Origin of the sequence: Desulfurivibrio dismutans, from assembly GCF_029210385.1 — a bacterium.
GTDB lineage: Bacteria > Desulfobacterota > Desulfobulbia > Desulfobulbales > Desulfurivibrionaceae > Desulfurivibrio > Desulfurivibrio dismutans.
The window spans coordinates 215,062-235,757 of the sequence record NZ_JARGDQ010000002.1 but is presented as its reverse complement, the minus strand read 5'-3'; the positions used below and the strand labels follow the sequence as shown (position 1 = coordinate 235,757).

At 60.1% G+C, this 20,696-nt stretch carries 17 protein-coding genes and 1 tRNA gene; 4 read left to right on the top strand and 14 right to left on the bottom strand.

What is annotated here, in order from left to right:
• Window positions 1-95 precede the first annotated feature (95 nt).
• The 4 genes from P0N66_RS03020 to P0N66_RS03005 all read right to left on the bottom strand — a co-directional run bounded on the left by P0N66_RS03020 (window position 96) and on the right by P0N66_RS03005 (window position 2,830).
• Window positions 96-470, bottom strand: a complete 375-nt coding sequence (locus tag P0N66_RS03020; RefSeq protein WP_275802517.1) for a desulfoferrodoxin — start codon at window positions 468-470, stop codon at window positions 96-98.
• Window positions 471-481: 11 nt separating this feature from the next.
• Window positions 482-1,057, bottom strand: a complete 576-nt coding sequence (gene rbr / locus P0N66_RS03015) for a rubrerythrin (RefSeq protein ID WP_275802516.1) — start codon at window positions 1,055-1,057, stop codon at window positions 482-484.
• A gap of 170 nt (window positions 1,058-1,227) precedes the next feature.
• A complete protein-coding gene (locus P0N66_RS03010) occupies window positions 1,228-1,623 on the bottom strand; it encodes a Fur family transcriptional regulator (RefSeq protein WP_275802515.1) in 396 nt (131 codons plus the stop codon).
• A gap of 208 nt (window positions 1,624-1,831) precedes the next feature.
• Entirely contained in the window at window positions 1,832-2,830 is a 999-nt protein-coding gene (locus P0N66_RS03005) for a YhdH/YhfP family quinone oxidoreductase (RefSeq protein ID WP_275802514.1), read from the bottom strand.
• Between the two features lie 272 nt (window positions 2,831-3,102).
• Here P0N66_RS03005 and P0N66_RS03000 point away from each other — a divergent pair, with 272 nt between their 5' ends.
• Entirely contained in the window at window positions 3,103-5,211 is a 2,109-nt protein-coding gene (locus P0N66_RS03000) for an elongation factor G (RefSeq protein WP_275802513.1), read from the top strand.
• A gap of 432 nt (window positions 5,212-5,643) precedes the next feature.
• Here P0N66_RS03000 and P0N66_RS02995 read toward each other — a convergent pair whose 3' ends face one another.
• From P0N66_RS02995 to P0N66_RS02950, 10 genes are all read right to left on the bottom strand, one after another.
• On the bottom strand, window positions 5,644-6,522 hold the full coding sequence (locus P0N66_RS02995; RefSeq protein WP_275802512.1) for a YitT family protein: 879 nt from the start codon (window positions 6,520-6,522) through the stop codon (window positions 5,644-5,646).
• A 28-nt stretch (window positions 6,523-6,550) separates the two neighbouring features.
• Entirely contained in the window at window positions 6,551-9,190 is a 2,640-nt protein-coding gene (locus P0N66_RS02990; protein ID WP_275802511.1) for a CBS domain-containing protein, read from the bottom strand.
• A gap of 49 nt (window positions 9,191-9,239) precedes the next feature.
• Entirely contained in the window at window positions 9,240-10,268 is a 1,029-nt protein-coding gene (gene xerD / locus P0N66_RS02985; protein ID WP_275802510.1) for a site-specific tyrosine recombinase XerD, read from the bottom strand.
• 23 nt (window positions 10,269-10,291) lie between these two features.
• Window positions 10,292-10,486: a 30S ribosomal protein S21 gene (rpsU, locus tag P0N66_RS02980; protein ID WP_275802509.1), complete on the bottom strand. Its 195-nt coding sequence runs from the start codon at window positions 10,484-10,486 to the stop codon at window positions 10,292-10,294.
• A gap of 231 nt (window positions 10,487-10,717) precedes the next feature.
• Window positions 10,718-10,792: transfer RNA gene (locus tag P0N66_RS02975), tRNA-Val, on the bottom strand.
• 359 nt (window positions 10,793-11,151) lie between these two features.
• A complete protein-coding gene (locus tag P0N66_RS02970) occupies window positions 11,152-11,700 on the bottom strand; it encodes a hypothetical protein (RefSeq protein ID WP_275802508.1) in 549 nt (182 codons plus the stop codon).
• Window positions 11,701-11,831: 131 nt separating this feature from the next.
• Window positions 11,832-13,481, bottom strand: a complete 1,650-nt coding sequence (hisF, locus tag P0N66_RS02965) for an imidazole glycerol phosphate synthase subunit HisF (RefSeq protein ID WP_275802507.1) — start codon at window positions 13,479-13,481, stop codon at window positions 11,832-11,834.
• Complete coding sequence (locus P0N66_RS02960) at window positions 13,478-14,164, bottom strand: XTP/dITP diphosphatase (protein ID WP_275802506.1); 687 nt, start codon at window positions 14,162-14,164, stop codon at window positions 13,478-13,480. Before P0N66_RS02960 ends, hisF begins: the two co-directional genes overlap by 4 nt.
• A 156-nt stretch (window positions 14,165-14,320) precedes the next feature.
• Window positions 14,321-15,736 carry a nucleoside recognition domain-containing protein gene (locus tag P0N66_RS02955; protein ID WP_275802505.1) on the bottom strand — a complete coding sequence of 472 codons (1,416 nt, stop codon included), beginning with the start codon at window positions 15,734-15,736 and terminating at the stop codon, window positions 14,321-14,323.
• 417 nt (window positions 15,737-16,153) lie between these two features.
• Complete coding sequence (locus P0N66_RS02950) at window positions 16,154-16,783, bottom strand: peroxiredoxin (RefSeq protein ID WP_275802504.1); 630 nt, start codon at window positions 16,781-16,783, stop codon at window positions 16,154-16,156.
• A gap of 199 nt (window positions 16,784-16,982) precedes the next feature.
• On the opposite strand from P0N66_RS02950, the gene P0N66_RS02945 reads away from it, so the two are divergent.
• From P0N66_RS02945 to P0N66_RS02935, 3 genes are all read left to right on the top strand, one after another.
• The gene (locus tag P0N66_RS02945; protein ID WP_275802503.1) at window positions 16,983-17,651 is read left to right on the top strand and encodes a shikimate kinase; all 669 of its coding nucleotides are present in this window, start codon (window positions 16,983-16,985) and stop codon (window positions 17,649-17,651) included.
• A 106-nt stretch (window positions 17,652-17,757) separates the two neighbouring features.
• Complete coding sequence (aroC, locus tag P0N66_RS02940; RefSeq protein WP_275802502.1) at window positions 17,758-18,870, top strand: chorismate synthase; 1,113 nt, start codon at window positions 17,758-17,760, stop codon at window positions 18,868-18,870.
• Window positions 18,871-18,998: 128 nt separating this feature from the next.
• Window positions 18,999-20,690 (top strand): glycogen synthase, encoded by a 1,692-nt coding sequence (locus P0N66_RS02935; protein ID WP_431190001.1) that lies wholly within the window; start codon window positions 18,999-19,001, stop codon window positions 20,688-20,690.
• Window positions 20,691-20,696: the final 6 nt, after the last annotated feature.

The window sequence follows — 20,696 nt, the reverse complement described above, 5'->3', positions numbered from 1 at the left end:
CGAGTAGTGCCGCAGATTCGGGCAAGCGGACCGGCGCCGCGTACTCCGGTACGCAAGCCGGACCGATCGCCCGAAGATGCGGTGCTAATGGCCGCTTAAACCTTCCAGAGACCGTGGAGGTTGCAATACTCCCGGGCGCTGACCTGGGCCGCGTCAACCGGGAAAAAGGCCTCCGGGGCCTGACCGGGCGGCAGGAACTGACGATAAACCCTGTCGTCGGCCAACAGCTCGATCCATTCAATGAAGTGCTTTTCCTCCATGGGATGAGCCACCGAACCAACCTTGACCAGGTATCCGGCCTCGACCTTTTCAATCACCGGCACGTGCTTTTCCTGGGCCGCATCCACGGTATTTTCAGTCATCAAGCGCATGGGCTGGCCACAACATACCAACTGGCCCTGCCCGGCATGCAACACTTCCACGATATTGCCGCACAGATCACATTTGTAAACTTCAAGTTGCTTGGCCACCTTAGCCTCCGTTACCAATTTTCTTTCAACAGTTCGAAGTGGGCCTGGGCATGATCACAGGCCGGGCAACGGTCCGGAGCGGCAGCGCCATGGTGGTTATAGCCGCAGTTGCGACATTTCCAGGCCGTTTCCTGCTCCCGCTTGAAAACCCGGCCCGCTTCGATATTGGCTTTAAACGCCAAAAAACGTTTTTCGTGGAAGACCTCGGCCATGGCAATGCTGGAAAAGATATCGGCGATTTCATCAAAACCCTCTTCCCGGGCGACCTTGGCAAAGCTGGGGTACATCTCTTTATATTCATGATTTTCGCCGCCGGCCGCCGCAGCCAGATTTTCCACCGTGGTGGCAATCACCCCGGCGGGAAATGACCCACTGATCTCCACCTCACCGCCTTCCAACAGTTTAAAAAGCCGCTTGGCATGTTCTTTTTCGTGGTTGGCGGTTTCCTCAAAAGCGGCGGAAATCTGCACATAACCTTCCTTTTTGGCCTGTGCGGCAAAATAAGTATAACGGTTACGGGCCTGGGATTCACCGGCAAAAGCGGTGAGAATATTCTTTTCCGTTAGCGTGCCTTTCAATGATTTCATCTTGCAATCTCCGGAAATTTGGGGGGGGGGTTGATAATGGTTGTAGTCTAGCTTAGCCTGTCAGGAAATTCCAGTCAAAAGCGAGATGCAACTACGCGTGGCCGCCGGCGGCCCGCAACCGACAAGCAGATGGACTGATGGGGGGGGTGGGTAGAATGTAACCGGAGTTTTTACTTTCCGGCACACTCGGGGCAAAGCCCGGAAAACTCCAGACTGTACCGCTGTATCGTAAAATCGGTATGCCCGCGAGCCAGCTGCTCAACATCCAACTCCAGCGACAGATCCAAATCATCCACCCGATCACATTTGAGACAACGGACGTGATAGTGAGGGACGGCATTGCCGTCAAAGCGTTTCTGGGTGCCGCCGACGGCCAGTTTTTGAATCATGCCGTTTTCAGCCATCAACTCCAGGTTGCGATACACTGTTCCCAGGCTGATCCGCGGCAAGCGCTTTCTGGCCATCTGGTAAAGCTCGTCAGCCGTGGGGTGCGTGCGGACCTTGCAAAGTTCATCCAGCAGAACCTGCCGTTGCTTGGTTACTCTTAACGCTGTTCCAAGGGACATGGTTTCCTCCCTGTTTTTTTGTTTATTTATGTGTAAAGCGTTTTACGAAAACGCGACAGCCGGTTTTAACTTGCAGCAAGGCAAATAGTAATCGGTACTGTTATGTTCATAGTAAGTCAATCTTGGGCAAGAAGCAAGGTCTTGGTGCAATTTATAACATCAGCTACTAAAAAACAGAAAGCATTTTACAAAAAATTTTCATCTGCCGCTATCCATTTATATTAACGACAATTCGACCATGGTGGCGGCCCTTCAGCATGGCGGCAATTTTTCCATCCACCTCCGCCAAAGTAATCTCTTCAACCAACTCTTCCACCGCATCAACCTGCCACTGGTCGGCCAGCCGCCGCCATAATTGCCGGCGCCGAGGCATGGGGCATTGGGCACTGTCGATCCCGGCCAAAGTAACGCCACGCAAAATGAAAGGATAGACATTTAGGGTCAAATCCGGCGAGGCAGCGTTGCCGCAGCAAGTCACCAGGCCATTGTAGCGGCAGGATTTAATGGCGGTGGCCAGAATCGGCCCGCCTACAGTATCCACCACCCCAGCCCAACGCCCCTTGAGCAGCATCCGGCCGCTTTCATCAACCGCTTCTTCGCGGCCCAGCACCTGCTCAGCACCAAGCCTGGTCAACCTGGCCGCCTGCTCCGCTTTACCACTGACCGCACAAATCCGGTAACCAAGCTTGGCCAGCATGGCCAAAGCCAGAATACCGACCCCACCGGTGGCCCCGGTCACCAGGATTTTCCCGTCTTCCGGACGCACTGGAAAATCAACCAGCCGGGCCACACACTGGGCGGCGGTAAAACCGGCGGTGCCGTAAATCATGCACTGGCGCAGACTCAATGCCGCCGGCCGTGGCATCACCCAAGCCGCCGGCACCCGGATATACTCGCCGAGCCCACCGGGAGTGTTCATCCCCAAGTCATAGCAGGAAACCACCACCTCGTCTCCGAGCTGAAAATCCGCACTCCGGCTTTCCTCCACCACCCCGGCGGCATCAATCCCCGGGGTGTGGGGATAGCGCCTGGTCACTCCCCGGTTGCCGCTGGCCGACAAAGCATCCTTATAGTTGAGGGACGAATATAAAACCCGGACCAGTACCTCATGGTCCGGCAGATCTGTCAGCTCTCTGGTCACTATCCGGCGCTCGAAAGAGCCGTTTTCTTCGCTTACCAGCAGGGCCCGAAATTTTTTCTGGTTCATGGCACAGCTTCTCCCAAAAGCAGAGGTTTTGAGCCAGCCGACAAAAAAAGGAAAGTTGTCTTGCCAGCTCGGCGTAGTTGCGGGTAAAGAGTATAAGATATGTTTGTACCGGTCAATCCTAAGTCAAGCTTTCGTCCACCAACCTTGCCGGCGCCGCAAAAGCGGCCGCGCCGACAGGGCACACTTTGCAGCTACTTGTTTGCGCATTACCGACCAACATGCTTGGCGGGTTTTTGCGAGGCCATCAACCTTCACCGCAAGAGAGGTGCCCCATGAAGCTCTATGACGACAAGTACATTAAAAACATTGTGCTGCTCGGCAGCGTCAAATCCGGCAAAACCACCCTGGCCGAAACCATGGTTTTCGAGGCCGGGCTCTCCCAGCGGCGAGGCACGGTGGAGGATAAGAACACCATTTCCGATTTTCATGAAATCGAGCATCAGCGGGGCAACTCGGTTTACGCCACCCTGCTGCACACCGACTGGCGGGATTACAAGATTAACATCATCGACACCCCGGGGCTGGATGATTTTGTCGGGGAAACCTTCTCCGCCCTACGGGTGGCCGACACCGCGGTGATGCTGATCAACGCCCAGTACGGGGTGGAGGTGGGCACCGAGTTGACCTGGAACTATACTGAAAGCCACCGGATTCCGGCCATGTTTGCGGTCAACCAGGTGGACCATCCCAAGTCCGACTTTTTCAGTGCCGTGGAGGCCATCCAGGAGAGTTTCGGGCCGGCGGCCATCCTCATGCAGTACCCCTTGAACGAGGGCGACGGCTTTGACTGCATCATCGATCTGTTGAAGATGACCATGTACAAATTCCCCCCCGAGGGCGGCAAGCCGGAAAAGCTGGCCATTCCCGAGGCGGAAAAAGAACGGGCCGCCGAATGGCACAACCAGCTGGTGGAGAAGGCGGCGGAAAACGACGAAGAGTTGATGGAACTCTACTTTGAAAAGGGCAGCCTGGATGAGGACGAGATGCGCCAGGGCCTCAAGATAGGCATGCTGAACCGCGAGGTTTTTCCCATCTTTTGCCTGTCGGCCAAGCGCAATATGGGCAGCGGCCGGATGATGGGTTTCATCGACAACGTGGCCCCCTCGGCCACCGAGATGGCCCCGGAAAAGACCGCCGATGACCGGGAACTGCCCTGCGATCCGGCCGGGCCGCCAGTGGTTTTCGTTTTCAAGACTTTAATGGAGCAGTTTCTCGGCAAGATCACCTTTTTCAAGGTCTGCTCCGGCGAAATCAGCGAGGGGATGGATCTCGTTAACGGTGACACTGGCGAGACCGAGCGACTCAACCAGTTGTTCATCATGTCCGGCAAAAACCGCCAGCCGGTGAGCAAGCTGGTGGCCGGCGACCTGGGCGCCACCCTGAAGATGAAGGGCACCAAAACCAACCACACCCTGCACGGCAAGGATTTCCCGATCAGCCTGAAGCCCATCGACTTCCCCGAGCCCCGCATCCGTACTGCGGTGGCGGCCGCCGACAAGAAGGACGACGACAAGCTGGGCGAGGCCCTAAGGGAGATCCAGGCCGAGGATCCCACCATCAAGGCCGAGCTCTCACCGGAGTTGCGGCAGTTGATTCTGTGGGGCCAGGGCGAGCTGCACCTCAACCTGGTCAAGTGGCGGCTGGAAAATATTTACGGTATCAAGGTTGAGTTTATCGAGCCCAAAATTCCCTACCGGGAGACCATCCGTAAGGCGGCCACCGCCACCTATCGGCACAAGAAGCAGTCCGGCGGCTCCGGCCAGTTTGCCGAGGTGCACCTGCGCATCGAGCCCCACGAGGAAGGAATGGACGACCCCACCGATCTCACGGTGCGGGGCAAAGATGAGATTGATCTGCCCTGGGGCGGCAAGCTGGTCTTTTACAACTGTATTGTCGGCGGGGTGATTGATGCCAAGTTTCTGCCGTCGATCCTGAAAGGGGTGATGGAAAAGATGCAGGAAGGGCCGATGACCGGCTCGTACGTGCGGGATGTGCGGGTGATGGTGTTCGACGGCAAGATGCACCAGGTGGATTCCAACGACATTTCGTTTAAGATCGCCGGCGCCCAGGCCTTCAAAGAGGCCTTCCGCAATGCCAACCCGCTGGTGCTGGAGCCCCTGTACGACATGGAGGTAATGGTGCCGGAGGATCTGATGGGCGACGTGATGAGCGACCTGCAGAGCCGCCGCTCGATGATCAGCGGCATGGAGTCCCAGGGGCGCTACCAGTTGATCAAGGCCATCACCCCCCTGGCCGAGCAGCATCGCTACTCCACCACCTTGAAATCCCTGACCCAGGGCCGGGCCAGCTTCCGCTGCAGCTTCCGGGAATACGCCCCGGTACCCCAGGAGATCCAGCAGAAGCTCACCGCGACTGAATGATGCCTGGTTTGGTTATGCGTATCCACTGACTGCCCGTTTGGAGTGGGATGGGTTGGTTTTTGCTTCCACTGACCGCCCCGTTTGGGGGTGGGATGCGGTTGTTTTTTCGCTCATTCTCGGCGGGCTGACGCCCGCCTCCGAGGCGTCCGGAGGACGAACCCGCGAAAAAACCAACCGCATCCCACCCGGGAACGCCCCTTGGAAGTTGCCACCCAAAGGCATTGCGGCCTGAACAACCCTTTCCTGTTTCCCCCAGTCACCACCCTGCCCAAGCAAAAAACGTTCAGCAGTTCTTTCCAGTTTCCCCCAATCACCCTACCCACGCGAAAAACGTTCAGCAGTGCCGCAGCTTGCGGCAAGCGGCCCGGCGCCGCGTACTCCAGTACGCAAGCCGGGCCGATCGCCGCAAGATGCGGTGCTGCTGAACGTTTTTCACCAGTGAGGTTGGTTGCCTATGCGGTAGTTCATTACTTCCATGGTCTCGGTAACCACCACGAAGGCGTCGGGGTCGATGGTGCGGATCATGGTCTTGAGCTGGCCGATCTCCTGGAAGTTGACCACCGCGTACAGCATGTTTTCCTCGCTGCCGGAAAAGCCGCCCCGGGCGGGGATGATGGTGGTACCCCGGCGCAGGTCGCGCAAAATCTCACGGTTAATCTCCGGCCAGTGCTTGGAGATGATCATGACCTCCTTGCGCTGGCTCAAACCGGTGACCACCAGGTCAATCAGCTTGGCCGCCACGTAGATCTGGATCAGGGTATAAAGGGCCGCATCCAGGGAGAAAACCACCGCCGTCAGCGACAGCACCACCAGGTTCAGGGCCAGCACCGTGGTGCCCAGGGGGATGGAAAAGCGCTTCATCAGCATCACCGACAGGATGTCGGCGCCACCGGCGGAGCCCTGGGAGCGCAGGGTGATGCCGCCGCCGATACCGATGATAATCCCGGCGAACACCGCCGCCAGGATGTCGTTTTCCACCCTCAGGTCGACGTGGACAAAGGCCAGGGCCAGGGAGAAGATGATGGTGCCGGCCAGGCTGTAGAAGAAGAAGCGGCGACCCACCGCCATCATCGCCCCCAGAAAGAGGGGGATATTGAGCAGCATGTAGATCACCCCGACGTCCATGGCCGGCACCAGTTCTTTGATGATCAGGGTCAGACCGGTGGCGCTGCTGGCGGCAAACTCGTGGGGAATGATGATGCCGTTGACCGCCACCGCGCAGATTGTGCCGCCGGCGGCCAGCATCAGCAGATTGACCAGCACCTGCCGCAGGTCGGCCAGGGTAAAGGTCGGGGTATATGGTATTTTCATCGTGAACTTCATTTTTTCGCAGCAAACCTCACTTCGCCGGCGGAAAATTTCGCCGCACAAAAACCAGTTCTTCTTCCCGGTTTTTCACCTGGCCGTCCAGGCGAGCATCCAGCAGTTGGTCGAGGATCTGCCGGAACACCGGGCCGGGCCGGTATCCCAGCACCTTGAGATCGTGGCCGTTGAGTTCCGGGCGCACCGAACTCAGCTCGGTAACATATAGGGAAATCGCCTTTTTCGCTGCCTTTTTCCGACTGATGGCCAGTAGATAAAGCAACCCCTCCGGGCCGAGCCCGGAGAGCAGGTGGTAGATGCCGCTGTTGCTGTCCGGCAGAGCGCGACGCAACACGGTGGCCGCCTGTTGGGCGGCGGTTTTTTCCCCCAGCAACTGCTGTCGGCTCCGCTCCGGCACTTCAAAGCGTCGGCAGAAATCCTGCAATTCGCTCCGTTTGAGGTTAACGGTAAGGGCCAGCAGGTAGACCAGCCAGTTGCGGCATACTTCGTCCCGGTAGAGCAACTGGTACCAGGAGAGGGCGGCCTGGGCCTCGTCCAGGGTTTTGGCCAGCCGGGGCTCCAGCTTCAGGCGCGGGTGCAGGAAGGGCAAAAGGCCCAGGTTAGCCATCCGGCGAATGGCCGGCAGGGGGGTTTCTTCGCTGAGGATGCCTTTCAACTCGCCAAAGAAGCGGTAGCCGAAAAAACGGTCGTAGAGGTTCATCCTCACCGCGTTTTTAATCAGCCGCTCGGTGTGGCGGCCGATGGTAAAGCCCATCCGCTGCTCAAAGCGGATAGCCCGGAAGATGCGGGTGGGGTCTTCGACAAAGCTCAAGTTGTGCAGCACCCGGATCTTGTGGTCTTTAAGATCATTCTGGCTGTTGAAAAAATCCATCAGGGTGCCGAAGGTGTCCGGGTTTAAATGGATGGCCATGGCGTTGATGGTGAAATCCCGTCGAAAGAGGTCTAGTTTGAGGGATGAGAGTTCCACCGTGGGCAGGGCTGCCGGGTAGTCGTAGTATTCCAGGCGGGCGGTGGCCACGTCCACCTTGAGACCATCGGGCAGCTTGACCACCGCCGTCTGGAATTTTTTATGCACCCGCACCCGGCCGCCCAGGCGTTGGGCCAGGTCTTTGGCAAAGACCACCCCGTCGCCCTCGATAACCACGTCGATATCGAAATTCTTTTCCTGCAGCAGCAGATCCCGGACAAAGCCGCCCACCGCGAAGGCGTGGTATTTCCGTTCCTGGGCCACCTCGCCGATAGTCCGCAGCAGGACCACAACACGGCGGCCCAGCCGTTCCACCATCAGGTTCTGCAGGTTGCGCTGGCGCTCCCCGGAGGGCAACTGTTCGCTGTAAAGACCGCGGGGCAGCCGGGAGGGGTCGTTGACCAGCAGGTTGAGCAGGTCGGTGCGGGTGATCACCCCCTGCAGTTCACCGTTGCGGCCGTCCACCACCGGGATGATGCGCTGGCGGTGCTCGATGATCAGCTCCTGGATGTCGCCCAGGGTGGCGGCGGCGGTGAGGGTGGCGAAATCGGTGGTCATGTAGTCGTTGACCGGCTGCTCTTCCAGCCCCAACTGAATGGCCTTACCCGCCACCCGGCGGGAGATCAGGCCCACCACCTGCTGCCGGTCGTCCACCACCGGCAGCACCGTGATATTATAGCGGTTGAGCAACTCGTCAGCCTGGCGGATGTTGATATGGGGCCGGGCGCTGATCACCGGTGAGCTCATCAGGTCGGCGGCCCGGCGGCGGGGGAGCACCTGTTTGTGCAGCACCTGGATCAGCTTTTCCTCCACCTCGATGTTGGTCAACTCTTTAATGGTGGCCGAGGCCGCCGAGGCATGGCCACCGCCGCCGAACTCGCGCACAATCTCACCCACGTTGACCTCGGGGATACGGCTGCGGGCAATGAGGTAGGTCCGCTCCCCCATGCGGGCCAGGGCAAACAGGGTGTTGAGGTTTTCCATCACCATGAAACGGCGCACCACCACCGCGAAGTTGTCGAAATAATCCTCGGTGTCCACCTTGGCCACGGTGATATCCAGCCCCTGGATGGTGTAGGTGGTGGCGGAACGGATCAGATCCCCCAGCAGGGTAACCTCGGCGCTGGTTAGCTCCTGGGCGATGAACTGGGTGACGGTGTGCAGGTTGGCCCCCTGGCTCAGCAGCCAGGCGGCGGCCTGCATATCCTCGGGGGTGGTGGTGTCGAAATGAAAGGAACCGGTGTCTTCATAAAGGCCCATGGCCAGCAGGGTGGCCTCTTCGGGGCTCAGTTCGATACCGCGCTGCCGGAACAGCTCCACCATGATGGTGGTGGTGGAACCCACCGGCCGGATATGCTCCACCACCCCCCGCAGGTCGCCGGGAGCCTCGGGGTGGTGGTCGAAAATATGCACTTGCAGGCCGGGGTTTGCCAAGCAGCGGGCGAGTTCCCCCAGGCGCGAGGGCTGCCGGGTATCTACCAGGATTAACCGGCTGACCTTGGTCAGGTCGATATTTTTCAATCGTTGAAAGTCGTAGAGGTAATCCACCGACTGGGCGAAAAAAGCCCGCAGGTTTTTCTCCTGGGCCCCGGCAAAGGCCAGCACCGCCTCGGGATAGAGCTTCTTGGCCGCCACCATGGAGGCCACGGCATCGAAGTCGGCGTTGATGTGGGTGGTTATCAGATCCATGCCGCCCAGTCTACTTAGCCTTGCGGCAGGCGGCAAGTGGATAAAGTATTCAGCCGCGGGGATGGAATTTACGGTGGATGGATTTGAGGCGAGCGGTGTCGACGTGGGTGTAGATCTGGGTGGTGGCGATGTCGGCATGCCCCAGCATCACCTGCACCGCCCGCAGGTCGGCACCGTGTTCCAGCAGGTGGGTGGCAAAGGAGTGGCGCAGCACATGGGGGCTAATCTCGCGATTGATGCCGCAGGTTCGGGCACTTTCCCGCACGATCTGCCAAAACCGCAGGCGGGTCATGGCCGTGCCCCGGCCGGTGACGAAAAGAAAATCGCTGCGCCGCCGTTTCAGCAGCCGGGGCCGGGACTGGGTGATATAGACCGCCATGGCCTGGCGGGCCGCCTCGCCAAAGGGTACCAGCCGCTCCTTGCGGCCCTTGCCCAAAATCCGCAGATGCCCCGCCTGGCTGACCGCCGCCACCGGCAGCTTGACCAACTCGGAAACCCGCATGCCGGTGGCATAAAGCAGGTGCAGCATGGCATGGTTGCGCAAGGCCAGGGGAGAGGGAGGCGAGGCCGGCGGCGTCAGCAGCCGCTCAACCTCGGCACTGCTGAGCACCTTGGGCAAACTCCGACCGGTCTTGGGCAGATCCAGCAGCAGACTGGGGTCCTGCTGGAGCAGTTGCTCCGCCTGGAGAAAACGAAAAAAGGCGCGCAGGGCGGAAATCCGGCGGGCGCTGCTGCGCGGCGCGACCCCCTGGCGCTGACAGGCGGCAAGATAGGCCCGCAGATGCTCGGGACCGATCTGATTGATGTCGGTGATGGGCACGACCGCCACCGGCTTCCTGCTGCTGCCCGAACCCGAAGACGGACGGGCCAGAAAGGCAAAAAAGGAGAGCAGGTCGGCCTGGTAAGCGGCCAGGGTATTGGCCGCCAGCCGCCGCTCGGCGGCCAGGTACTGGAGGAAAAAATCCAGCAGGGGAGGGACAAACGGCAACGCCCCGGTGACCACTTCAAAAAGCGGGTCACCGGGGCGTTTAAAACGGGCCGCGGGATCGTGACGGGAAGCTGCATGGCCGCTGGGCATGATCACCGCCCCCGAACAGCGGGTTAGTCCCGCTCCATTTTATACATCAGTTTCCGCAGCTTGCGCCGCGATTCCGCCGTCTTGCGACGGCGTTTGGCGCTGGGTTTTTCGTAATACTCGCGCCTTTTAAGCTCTTTTTTCATGCCGTCGAGTTGGAGCTTCTTCTTGAGAATGCGGATGGCATGCTCAACATCACCCCTGACTTCAACTTCGATCATTTAACCTTCACCGCCTTTTCGTCGATCGTCTGTGGTTTACCTTTGCATCCATAAGAAAAGCTGGACAGCCTCTTTCACTTGCAAACGACATAAAATATCCCCAAACCCAAAAGATGTCAAACGAAAAAACGGGCGGTTATTCTCAAAAAGGGGGCGGCATCACCGCTCCTCAAAAGGGAGCATTACGGGGAAATCGATGCCGGAGTCGCGGTAGTTGTCCGGCCGGCTAAATGGTGGGCGATACTGGGTTCGAACCAGTGACCCCTGCCGTGTGAAGGCAGTGCTCTCCCGCTGAGCTAATCGCCCTTGAGTTTTGCCGACAATAGTCCATTCCGGCGCCTTCGGCAACCGAACTTTGCACCAAAAAAATCTTGTTCCTCAGGCGGTGCTCAAAACAACTGACGGTCATCCGCACCGGCTTACCCATTTCTTCGTCCAGGGCACGAAAACGCCGGATGCCGGTTCATCAAGGCGTCAAGATCCGGAGGAGGGGTGGCAAACGCAAAGTCAATTCCAAGTTTCAATTCCGGCTTGCCGGATGACCAAGAAGAGTTCGGCTATCTTTCGCCGGCTGCCTGTGAGCGCCGGTTTTATCAACTGCAAAAAGCTGCGTAGGGTTTTCGTGCCACTATTGACTTTCCGACTTCACAAGTCAGAAAGTTGAGTTAAAAAGGCTTATACAACGCAAAAAACGTGGCCACCAAACCAAACAGAATAGCGGCGCCCCCTAACCAGGGCAGCTTCTCCTTAGTGCCATATAAATACAGTGGCCATACTGCCAGCATTACTAGTACAAAAAACTTGACAATGATCCAACCAAACGCCTGGATATTACTGAAGTGCATCAATAGGCCGAGGCCGCCAAGCAACACAATCAGGAGTCCAACCTTGTGAAACATGCCAATAAACTTTGGTAGCGGATTATCTTCTTTGCTACCAATCGCCGCCCTGAACATGTGCCCACCAAGGGCGCTGAATACAAAAAATATCCCGGTAAGATGAACGATCTTGAAAATGTAATAGGTATTCAAATCAACCTCCACAATAAAACTGAATAACAGAGCCCAGCATGCCAAAAAAATGGCACTACCCCCTCTATTGCCTAGCGTGATACAGGGGGCGGTGATAGGAAGTTGTTTTTCTCGACCCTTCAAAAAAGGGGCATCAGCGACAACCGGTGCAACTTCCCCCTCAAAAGCCGACACTTTTGTCAATAACGGCTGCCGACCGGCATGTCAAAGAAAAAACCACCCCCCAAACAGCCTGATTCCGCAAGATGTCGGCATTTACACCAGCAAGCGGCAAATGAACTGCCCCCCAGCCGCCTGAAACCCTTCGTAAAACCTCACAACCGCACTTCAATCCCATGCCGTTGCAGATGCTCCTTGACCGTCGAGATCTCCACCTCGCGGCGGTGGAAGATGCCGGCGGCCAGGGCGGCTTCAGCGTTGGTGGCGGTGAAGACTTCGCTGAAGTGTTCGGGGCTGCCGGCGCCGCTGGAGGCGATCACCGGGATGGTTACCGCCTCCTTGACCAGTTTGATCAGCTCGTGATCAAAGCCGGAGTTGGTGCCGTCCTTGTCGATGCAGTTGAGCAGGATCTCCCCGGCTCCCAGCTCCTCGCAGGCCACCGCCAGGGTGGCGGCGTCCAAGTCGCGGCCCTCGCGGCCGCCCTTGACGGTGCACTGGTACCAGCAATACTCTTCGCCGCCCGGGCCGGGGAAGGCGGTGGGGATCACCCGGTGGGGCACGTCTTCGGGGCGGTTGACGTACACCCGGCGCGGGTCGATGGAAATCACCACCGCCTGGTTACCGTACACGTAGGCGATCTGCTCGATGGAGCTTTTGCCGTCCTTCTTGCGGCCCCGGCGCAGGTACTCCTCCACCACCGTCACCGCGTCGCTGCCGATGGAGATCTTGTCGGCCCCGGCCCGGAAGTAGCGGGCCGCCACGTCCAGGGCCGAGTAAAAGCGTCCGTTGGCATCGGTGAACTCCCGGACACCGCCGCCGATGGTCAGGGGCACGAAGACCTCTTCCGAGGCCCGTTCCAGCACCTCCAGCATGGGCTGGTCTTCCAGGGGAAAATCACGGAAGGCGGTGATGTTGAGAAAGGTCACCTCATCGGCCCCCTCCTGAAAGTAACGGGCCGCCAGCTCCACCGGCTTACCCAGATTGCGCACCTCACCGCCGGTCTCCCGGACATCGTACTGGTCGCCCTTGGTCACCACCAGGTCGCCCCGGTCGTTGCTGCGCACGTCCAGGCAGGCGATGATCCGCTTGGCCAGCCTGGTGCGGGCCGGGGGATAGCCCGAAGCACCCAGGGGCACACCGGACAGCGGGGTGCCGGTGGTTACCGGCCGGGGCGCGGCCTTGGGCTCTTGCAGAAAATTGCGCAGGATATTCAGCCCCGCCTGGCCGCTTTTTTCCGGGTGAAACTGACAGGCGACCACCTCGCCCTGCTGCACGGCACTGATGAAATCGCCGCCGTAGGTGGTTTCCGCCAGGATCCAGTCACGGTTTTCCTGGTTGGCCACCGCCCGGTAGGTGTGAACAAAGTAGAGTTTTTCTTCCCGGTAGTCGGCAAACAACGACGAGGGCTGGCGGATGGCAATCCCGTTCCAGCCGATCTGGGGCACGGCCAGACCGGGATCACGGAAGCGTTCGATCCGCCCCTTGATCAGGCCAAGCCCGGCCACCCCGGGGGACTCCTCGCTGCCCTCAAACAGGGTCTGCAGGCCCAGGCAGATGCCGAGATAGGGCCGCCCGGCCAGCAGGTATTCCCGCAGCGGCTCCAGGTAGCCCTGGCGCTGCAGGCTGGCCATGGCGGCGCCGAAGCTGCCCACCCCTGGAAAAATCAGCTTTTCGGCCTGCAGAATATCGGCCGGTTGGGCCACATCCTTAACGGTAAAACCCAATTTGCGGATGGCGTTACGCACGCTGCGCACATTGCCCGCGCCGTAGTCAAGCAGGGTGATGGCGGGTTGGCTCGGGGTCATTTTACCATGACCTCCTCGGACCAGTCATTGTGCTCAAATTCACGGTGATCCGGCTTGGGATCCTTCCCTTCCATCAGCCTGTGCTCCAGCCACTTGAGGATCTTGTCGAACTCCTCCCGCACCTGGGCCATGGCCTGGCCCCGGTGGCTGACCCGGTTCTTTTCCTCCGGGCTCATCTCGGCAAAGGTCTTGCCCAAGGGGGCGTAAAACATTACCGGATCGTAGCCGAAGCCCCCGCTGCCCTTAGGTTCGTGGGTGATCTCCCCCTCGCAGCGCCCCTCGTAGGTAAGGGCCGGGCCGGACGGCACCGCCAGCGAGAGCACGCAGACAAAGGCGGCCCGGCGATCTTCCTGGCCTTCCATATCTTTCAATACTTTGGCAATGTTGGCCGCGTCATCGGCCGCCTCGCCGGCATAGCGGGCCGAGTAAACCCCCGGCGCACCCTCCAGGGCTTCCACCGCCAGGCCGGAATCGTCGGCCATGGCCGGCAGGCCCAGGGCCTTGGCGGTAAAGATGGCCTTTTTGTAGGCGTTGTCATCGAAGGTGGCGCCGTCCTCCACCACCTCGGGCAGCGGCCCGAAGTCGTCCAGCGAACGAATCTCCACCGGAAAACCCGCCAGCATCTCCTGCAACTCCTTGACCTTGCCCCGGTTGCGGGTGGCCAAAACAATAATCTGCTTCATCGTGCTATCTCCTTATAACAAACAAAATTCAAGAATATAAAAAAGGGCGGCAAACGTCCAGCAGTGCCGCAGGTTTGGGCAAGCAGCCCGGCGCCGCGTACACCCGTACGCAAGCCGGGCTGATCGCCCAAAGATGCGGTGCTGCCGGACGTTTGCCTAAAACCACAGGTTACAAACAACCACCGCCGCCACGATCCCGGCGGCGTCGGCGGTGAGGGCGGCAGGCAGGGCATGCCGGGTGCGGGTGATGCCCACGGCGCCGAAATAAACCGCCAGCACATAAAAGGTGGTCTCGGTGGAGCCCTGCATGACCGAAACCAGAAAGGCCACGAAGCTGTCCGGGTCGCGGGCCACGATCTCGCTCATCATGCCGAAGGCGCCGCTGCCGGAAAGGGGCCGCATCAGGGCCATGCCCAGGGCCTCGGCGGGCAGCCCGAGCCGTTCGGTGAAGGGCGAGAGCACCTTGATCATGATCTCCATGGCGCCACTGGCCCGGAACATGCCGATGGCCACGAAGATGGCCACCAGAAAGGGGATGATCCGCACCGCGGTGTTGAACCCCTCCTTGGCCCCCTCGGTGGCCACCTCATACACCCTGACCCCGCGAAGATAACCGAAAATCAGCAAACCGGCGATAAGCATGGGGATGATCCAGGTGGAAACGGCGCCGATCACCGAGATGGAGTTTTCCTCGCCGCCACCGCCGGCAACAAAGAACAGCCGGTAAACGATACCGCCGGCAAAGGCCAGCAACAGCAGCAAAATGAAAAAGCGGCCGGCGCTGCCGGGCGGGCTCAGGGTATGTTCCCGGTCCGGCGGCGGCTCCTGTGCCTGGCCGGAACGGCTGGTTTCCTCGGCAGTGGTGGTGGTTTTATCGGCCGGCGGGCCGGACGTCGTCGCCGGTTTACCGGCCACGGCGGAGGAAGCACCAGCCCCCGAAGTGGCGGAAAAGCCACCCGGCAGCGGCGGTTTGCCCGGCTCGGGCCCGGCCATCAGCTTGGCCATGGTAATGGCCACCATGGTGGAACAAAAGGTGGCGACGATGGCGGGAATGAGAATTTCCGCCGGACTGGTGGCGCCGGCGGCGGCCCGCACGGTGATCACACCCAGGGGCAGCAGGGTAACGCTGGAGGTGTTGATGGCCAGAAAGAGGCACATGGCGTTGGTGGCGGTGCCTTTTTCCTGGGCCAGCTTGTCCAACTCCTGCATGGCCTTGATGCCCATGGGGGTGGCGGCGTTGCCCAGGCCCATGGTGTTGGCGGCCATGTTCATGATCATGGCGCTCATGGCCGGGTGCTCGGCGGGCACATCGGGAAAAAGACGGGTCATCAGCGGTCGCAGGGCCCGGGCGATCATCCGCATCAGCCCGCCGGCCTCGGCCACCTTCATCAGCCCCAGCCAGAAGGCCATGGGCCCGATCAAGCCGATGGCCAGCATCACCCCGGACTTGGCCGACTCAAAAGAGGCGGTGGTCACTTCGTCCATCCGCCCGGTATAGGCGGCGGTCACCGTGGCCACGGCGATCATCCCCAGCCAGATAATGTTGATTGCCGATGCTTTGGGAGCGTGCATAATCAGCCCACTTTACCCAAAACCCCGAACAATACGCCAGGAAAAAACCGAGGACAACAGGGAGCCGCCAAATTCTTTGGCTTTAGCACCGGGGAAGGGACCGCAAAGCCCGACAGGCACCCCACAAAAAAACCCCCGAACAACCAAACAGGAAAACGTTCAGCAGTGCCGCAGGTTGCGGCAAGCGGACCGGCGCCGCGTACCTCAGTACGCAAGCCGGGCCGATCGCCGCAAGATGCGGTGCTGCTGAACGTTTTCCAAAAAAAAAGGCCCTTCCTGTCATGGAGGGGGAGGGGGAGAGATGACAGGAAGAGCCCGGAGGGGTATGCGGAGTGCTTTTTTATGGCACCCTTGTCTTAGAGACAAGGGCCTGGAAAATTAGTTCCAGGCCGTGGGTGAAAAAAATCCGTCACCCGATCAACCCTTGAGGGCGTCGTAAACCTTGCCCACCATCTGCGGGCCGGGGGTCAGGGTCTTGGCACCCTGTTCCCAGCGGGCCGGGCAGGCCTCGTCGGGGTGGTTGGCCACGTGAACACTGGCCTGCAGCTTGCGCAGCAACTCCTTGGCGTTACGGCCGACATTGTAAAAATTGATCTCCGAGGCCACCAGCACCCCGGCGGGGCTGATGATGAAGGTGCCGCGCAGGTCCAGGCCGGTCTCTTCGTTGTAAACTCCGAACAGCCGCGAAACCTCACCGGTACGATCGGCCCCCATGGGGTATTGGGCCTTTTCCAGGAACTTTTCTTCCCGTTTCCAGGCCAGGTGGGTGAACACGGTGTCGGTGCTCACCGTCACCACCTCGGCGCCGGCCGCCTTGAGATTTTCATACTCGTCGGCCAGGTCGGCCAGCTCGGTGGAACAAACAAAAGTGAAGTCGGCGGGATAGAAAACCAATACCGTCCACTTGCCCTGTTTTTTCTGCTCGCTCAGGGAAAACTTGCCGAAATCGCCCTTGGCCGGCTCGTAGGTTTCCATTTCAAAATCGGGTACTTCCTGGCCCACCTGAATGGCGCCGCAGCAGCAGTCTTCATCGTGCAGGTAACTCATGGCTAAACACTCCTTTAGTTTATTTGAAAGTGACAAGTTAATAAATGACAGTTGACGACATCTATTTTTAGTAAACGTTATCATAAACAAAAAATCGTGCAAGCATTTTTTCATAATCTTTCGCAAACAGGGTGGTCAGCATCATGCTCGCCTGTGGATTAACTTGTTAAGTTGACTGGTTATATGGTAATAGCAGAGGATGAAAAGATCGGCAGTGGAACGGACTAAAATCTTTCTCATCGGCTACCGGGCCTGTGGCAAAAGCGTGGTGGGTAAACTGCTCGCTTCCCGCCTGGACTTGGAGTTCCTGGATATGGACCGGGAAATCACCCGGCGGGAAGGGATGAGCATCAAAGAGATGGTCACCACCCATGGATGGGACTATTTCCGCCAGCGGGAGCGGGAACTGCTCCGGGAGTTAAGCCGGCCCCGGGCCACCCAGGCTTTCACCGGCGAGGCTGACCGCTCCTGTCCCGCCGGGCCCACAGCGGCGTCCCACCAACCGGGGTGGGTGATAGCCACCGGCGGCGGCGCCGTTTTACAGGAAGATCTCTGGCCGGCCATCAAGGCTTCCTGGCCGGTTATCTGGCTCACCGCCGATGCCGCCACCATTGCAAAACGTATCAGCGCCGACGCGGTCAGCGACCAACAGCGGCCGGCCCTGACCAGCCAGGGGCAACTGACGGAAATCGCAGAGGTGCTGCAACAGCGGCAAAGGTTGTATCAACAGGCGGCCAACCTGGAAATCGACACCACCGCCGCCGATCCGACAGCCATCGTCGAGCGGATCATTGACTGCCTGCAGAGCAACCATGAAACCACGAAACCACCCCTCAAAAAAGTTAATGAAATCGCCAAAAGTCCATAGGCGCTGTGATGGCTTCTTGCGGATTCATCACAGCTAACACCAACAACCGGCCGTCCGCCATTCTTGAGCGGCAGCGGCAAATCATCAAAAACCGCGAGTAAACAATATGGCAGGCAACACCTTTGGCAAAATTTTTCAGATTACCACCTGGGGCGAATCCCACGGCACCGGGGTGGGAGCCGTGGTGGACGGCTGCCCGCCGGGCATTCCCCTGACCCCGGAAGTTATCCAGACCGACCTGGACCGCCGCCGCCCCGGCCGCGGCCCCGCCTCCACCCCCCGCAAGGAACCGGACCGGGTGGAGATCCTCGCCGGCACCTTCGAGGGGCTAACCACCGGCACCCCCATCAGTCTGGTGATCTTCAACCGGGACGCCCACAGCAAATCCTACGACCACCTGAAAGATATTTACCGGCCGGGCCACGGCGACATCACCTATCAAAAAAAATATGGCTTGCGCGACCACCGCGGCGGCGGCCGGGCCTCGGCCCGGGAAACGGCGGCCCGGGTGGCCGCCGGGGCGGTGGCCGGCCAACTACTGGCCACCGCAGGCATCAGGGTGCGGGCCTATACCGTGGAGCTGGGCGGGGTTGCCGCCCGGCGCTGTAACCTGGAAGAGATCAGCCAAAACGAGCTATTCTGCCCGGACAACGAAGCCGCCGCCGCCATGGTTACCCGCATCGACGAGGTTCGCCGGAACCACGACACCCTGGGCGGGATCGTCGAGATCCGGGTCAGCGGCTGCCCGGCGGGGCTGGGGGAGCCGGTTTTCGACAAACTCGATGCCGAACTGGCCCGGGCCATGATGTCCATCGGGGCGGTCAAGGGAGTGGAGATCGGGGCCGGCTTTGCCGCCGCCCGCCTCACCGGCTCGGAAAACAACGACCCCATCACCCCGGAGGGTTTCACGGGAAACAATGCCGGTGGTATTCTGGCCGGCATTGCCAACGGCGACGAAATCATCATCCGGGCGGCGGTCAAACCCATTCCCTCCATCGCCCGGGAACAGCAAACCATCAACCGGCAGGGGCAACCGGTGACCATCAAGGTCGGAGGCCGCCACGACATTTCCGCCATCCCCCGGATTATCCCGGTCTGCGAGGCGATGACCAGGCTGGTCCTGGCCGATCACCTGCTGCGCCAACGCACCCTGGTTCAGTCGGCAGAAAACGATGGACAGCGGACAAAAAATCATTTTACCCCGGATGATCGACCATGAAAAAAAAGTCGGCCATAAACGATCAGGCTACCAACACGGTAGGCAAGATGGGGCCGCAGACCCCGGCACGCCAGCCGGCTCAATCGCCGCAGGCCACGGTGCCGACTGGCCGCTTACCGGAAATCTGGATGATTACCCGGGAGTATGACGGCCTGGCCGGGGCCGGCGGGGTCAAGGACGTGGTGCGCCAACTGGCCGAGGCCCTGGCCCTGGCCGGCCACCGGGTCAGCGTGGTGCTGCCTTTATACGGCTTCATGAACCCCGAGGCCCTGGGTTTTGCCCCGGCCAACCTGCACTTCGAGGTGGACATGAACTATGTGGGGGTGGAGCGGCGTGAACTGGTGCGAATATTCGCCCGCCACCTGGCGCCGCCGCCGGCCCGCAGCAAGGACCAAAGCCTGCGGCCGGCGACGGCGCTGCCCGACAATGGCAAAGTTGGCGGCAAAGGCGGCGGCAAAGGCGGCGCCCTCTCTATTTACCTGCTGGACGCCCATCGCTACCAGGAAAAACAGGGGGTCTACACCTACACCGCCGCTGAAGAGGCCCTCAACCACCAGCATCACCAGGGCAGCGGTCATTTCGATTATTTCGCCATGAACGTTCTGCTGCAAAAAGGCGCCCTGGCCCTGATGATCCGCCAGGAGGCAAAACCGCAGGTCATTCACTGCCACGACGGTCACACCGCCCTGCTGCCGGCCATGATCCGTGAGTTGGAAGGTTACCGCCATTACTTTGCCGCCACCGCCGCCGTGGTCACAGTCCACAACGCCGGAGCGGGCTACCACCAGGAGGTGGACGACCTGCCCTTTGCCGAGGCAATTACCGGCCTGCCGCCCCGGGTGATCGACAACAACCTGCTGGACGGCAAATTCGATCCTTTTCTGGCCGCCGCCAATTACGCGCCGCTCAACACGGTGAGCGAGAATTACGCCCGCGAACTACAGCAGACCGACGACGACGCCCTCACCGGCTGGCTGGGCCACCGGTTACTGGGCCGGGGCATTACTCTGCACGGGATCACCAACGGCATCAACCCGGCTGATTTCAACCCCGAAGAACCGACTAAACTTGGGCTGCCCGCCGCTTTCTCGCCCGGCACGGGGGATTTAGCCGGCAAGTCAAAATGCCGGCAGCAACTGGTGGAAAACCTGACCGCCGACTGCTGGCCCGGTCTGCGCCGGGCCGGTTATCTGGACCCGGACCCGGCCGCCGGCCCGCCTCCGGCGGATGGCCCGGCCAGCGGCCTGCTCCTGCCAATGCCCCTGTTCACCTTTGTCGGCCGGCTGACCGCCCAGAAGGGGGTGGACAAACTGTTGGGGGCCCTGGAAACCCTGCTGCCCTTGGACCGGGGCTTTCAGGTGCTGATCCTGGGCTCCGGCGACAAGGGTTGCGAACAGGCCCTGGTTCGCCTGGCGGAGGCAGAAAGCAACCGGGGCCGGCTCTGTTTTCTCCAGGGCTACGACCCCATGGTGGCCAACCAGGTCTTTGCCGCCGGCGACTTTTTTCTGATCCCTTCGCGCTACGAACCCTGCGGGCTGACCGATTACATGGCCCAACTGCTGGGCAACCTGCCCATCGTCCATCACGTCGGCGGCCTGGTCAAAGTGGTGGACGGGGTCACCGGGCTCTGCTACCGGGAACACAAATCAGCCGCCTTAATGGGCGCCATGCAGCGCGCCCTGACTCTTTTCCGCCGCCACCCGGAAAAGGTGCTTGACATGCGCCGGGCCGCCGTTCAGCATATTCGGGAACACTATACCTGGAACCGGGTGATGCACCAGTACCTGGATTTTTACCACCAAGCCCACAGGCAGCTCTAAAACAAG